The following is a 3,290-nucleotide window of genomic DNA, read 5'->3' on the forward strand; positions in this document are numbered from 1 at the left end:
GCTCGTAAACTGACTCTTCAAAGCTGGCATAGCTTACTTTAAACTTGCTGGTACCGCCTAATAACGGTAATTCATAACCTGAGTTTATGTTGTAGTTGGTTTGGTCAATGTAGGAAACATTTGCGTTGTCTGAAAGCAAGTTACCGTCTTCAACCACAGAGTTAGACGTGGCCGTCGCGTCGTCATATTCAAAAGAACGCTCGTCTTCGGTACGGTCTGTATCAACCCACATAGCGCTAATATCAAACTTGCCACCGTTATCAAATACCTTTTCAAAGCTGGCATTTAATGATGTGTCATCGCCATCACGAGTATCAGATTGATCTTCGCGGTTATCAAAATCATCAGTTGCATAATTAGGGTTATTTTCAGGGCTATCACCATAACGTATGCTTGATTTTTGTTTTGGGTTATAACGACCTTGAAAATTAGCCCCTAGTAGTAAACGTCCACCTGCAAACTCAGTACCGTAAACGCCTGCAAAGCTTTCTTTTAGTTCACCATCATCATAGCGTAATCCTCCTGCGCGAATGTAACCGCCGTCTAAGCTGTAGCCATCGCGTAGTACAATATTAAGTGTGCCTGCTATAGCATCGGCAGAGCGGTTGGCACTTGATGAACGAATTATTTCTACACGCTCGATTAATTCTGCTGGAATACGGTCCACAAAAAATGAACGGTCAGCACCAGCGCCCGGAACTTCTTCGCCATTAATAAGTACTTTTGTGTAAGCCGGACTTAAGCCACGCATGCGTGCGCCGTCAGACTCAAGCACATCTGATAAAAACGTCACACTCGGGACACGCTTTAGTGCATCACCTGCTGTTAGTGGTTCAAAACGCTGAAAGTATTCTTGAGAGTATTCAAGCGTTGGGGCTAGTTCTTGTGAGCGGTTGCGATAACCTATTTCGCCATAGACTACTAACTCTTCAGATATTTTTACATCAGTTCTGTGTTCTTCCTGTGCTGCATATACTGCTAAATTGCAAAGTGATAGCGCTGTTACCAGTGCTTTAAGTTTAAAGTGTGCCATGTAATTTGCTCCTGTTGCTGGTTTGAAAGCAAACTAATTAAATTAAATGACGCAAATGTGACAACACCCTATTTAGATCAGCAGGTTATTAAGGTTTTAAACGTTTTACCTAGGCGTGTGAGCTAATCGCACTCCCAAGCAATATAGCGTTAATGGGCTATGTGCAGGTTATAAGTAAGTGCATATCATTTAGCTGTCACATCATTGAGCTAATATGACCCTGCTACAAAAAATGCACTTCGGGTAGCATAAATACATACGCAATTTAAATAAGACAAACTATGCGATTTAATCCCTTTATTAGCCATCGGCTTTTAACAAACAGTATTATAGCTATGGCGTTATTAGCCATATTTTTATGTGCCTATTTAGGGGAGCTCAAAGAGCTGCAACACATACAATGGCTCGATATTATCGGTGAGGGCGGCATAGTGATTATGACCCTAACTTGGATTGTTGCCTTACTTATTTCGCGCCCGCCGGGCAAAGTTACTCGTTATTTGGTGCTTGGGCTTGGTTTATTTATGTTCTCGGCTACGCTCGATTTGCTCGATGAATGGTTAATGCAACCTGCGCAGCAGTGGCTAAGCTGGATAGAGTCACTGCCAGCCCCCGTTGGGATGCTGCTAACCAGTTTAGGTTTATACCATTGGCACCAAGAACAATATGTTTTAAATAAACAGCTAAGGCGCCGTGAAGCACATTTACGTGAGCACGACAAAGTATGCCCCGTTACCGGCGTTTATACAGCCGAATACTTGCAAAGCGTGTTAAACACGCAGCTTAAGGCGCCGCAGCCAGTTTTATTAGCCGCTATTGATATACGCGACTTCGCGAGTTTTAATAATGAGTTTGGTTTTAGCGAAGGGGATCGACTGCTACGCGAAATAAGCGAGCTTATACTAATGAACTGTCGGTTAAGCGATGTGGTATGTCGTTATGCGGGAGATTGTTTTATGGTGCTAATGCCAGCCACATCAAAGCAGCAAGGTCAAGAGCTTCTTAGGCAAATAACAGCCGCATTAAAACATTGTGCTTTTAAAGTAGAAGGCTCTGGGCTTGCTAAGTTTCAGTGTGTAACTACCCACATCATACAAGCGCAAAAAAGTGATACAGCTCACGTGCTAATGCAACAATTGCACAGCGGCCTACAACTACAAAAACAACAAAGAGCCACCAGCAGTGAACAGTTATGTTAGCTTAAGTGACAAGTATTTAACTGCACAGGGGCTTATAACTGCCGTTGTAGAGCTTGCGCAAAGTAGGGGGGTTGCCCTGCATAAATTGTTACGCGGCACCGGTATTTTTGAGCAAGATTTACTCAGAGTTGAGCATTGCTTTAGTTTAGAGCAGCAAGTTAAATTAATAAGTCAATTTAAACGCCTAATGAACACCCCCGACAGCGGTTTTTTACTAGGGAGTCAATTAGTTAACGATTCAAGTAGCGCAGCACAAAGTGTATTGTACAGCGCTAAACTAGGAGCGGCTCTGTTACAAATACAGCGAGCGCATTTACAGCTTTGCCCTTTGTTTTTTAGTCAGCACTATGTAAGTAATCAGCAATTTTATATTTTTTTAAATGCTGCTACAGGGCTTGATGACGACCTACACAACTACATTTTAGAAATTTACAGTGCTGCGTTTTATAGTTTATTAAAGCGTTTAAGCCCGCACTATCCGCAATGTGAGTTCGACTTTAGCTTTAAACGACCGCGACATATGCATCAGTACGAGCAACATTTAGGTTTAAAGCTGCGTTTTGAGCAGCCAACGACTCGTTGGGTAATTAGCAAAACATTACTTCGCCAAGCTAACCCGTACGCCAGCGAATTACGCTTTATGCAAGCACGCGCTCAATTGGCTGTAAAATCACACGAAAAATACACCTTTATAGAGGCTGTTTGGCGCTATCTACACACTTATAACGAGGCAAGTTTAGAGCAAACCGCCCAGTATTTTGCTATGAGCCCAGCCACGTTTAAACGAAAACTAAAATGCCATAATATGCGCTTTTCGAGCTTAGTAGATGAGCAAAATAAACATAAAGCCATTTATTTACTTACCTTGCGCGCTAAGTGCAATGAGCATGTTGCTGAGCGTTTGGCGTTTTACGATATTCCTAACTTTAGGCGGGCATTTAAACGTTGGACAGGGCTAACCCCAAGCCAGTTAAAAGTATAAAGCGCACAGGTTAATACTTATTTTAAAAACCAGCAGCCTGCTCAATCACTATTGCATGGCGCTGCGCTAAACGCGT

At 42.6% G+C, this 3,290-nt stretch carries 3 protein-coding genes; 2 read left to right on the plus strand and 1 reads right to left on the minus strand.

Annotated elements, in window-relative coordinates:
* The coding region (locus AABI99_RS17755) for a TonB-dependent receptor plug domain-containing protein (protein WP_338367450.1) at positions 1-1,033 on the minus strand (1,033 nt) is incomplete at its 3' end.
* A 335-nt stretch (positions 1,034-1,368) separates the two neighbouring features.
* On the opposite strand from AABI99_RS17755, the gene AABI99_RS17760 reads away from it, so the two are divergent.
* Positions 1,369-2,232 carry a diguanylate cyclase gene (locus AABI99_RS17760; protein ID WP_273605668.1) on the plus strand — a complete coding sequence of 288 codons (864 nt, stop codon included), beginning with the start codon at positions 1,369-1,371 and terminating at the stop codon, positions 2,230-2,232.
* Positions 2,216-3,214 (plus strand): AraC family transcriptional regulator ligand-binding domain-containing protein, encoded by a 999-nt coding sequence (locus AABI99_RS17765; RefSeq protein ID WP_338367451.1) that lies wholly within the window; start codon positions 2,216-2,218, stop codon positions 3,212-3,214. The genes AABI99_RS17760 and AABI99_RS17765 overlap by 17 nt, the downstream gene beginning before the upstream one ends.
* Positions 3,215-3,290: the final 76 nt, after the last annotated feature.

The sequence above is a fragment of the uncultured Pseudoalteromonas sp. genome, from assembly GCF_963922945.1.
Taxonomy (GTDB): domain Bacteria; phylum Pseudomonadota; class Gammaproteobacteria; order Enterobacterales; family Alteromonadaceae; genus Pseudoalteromonas.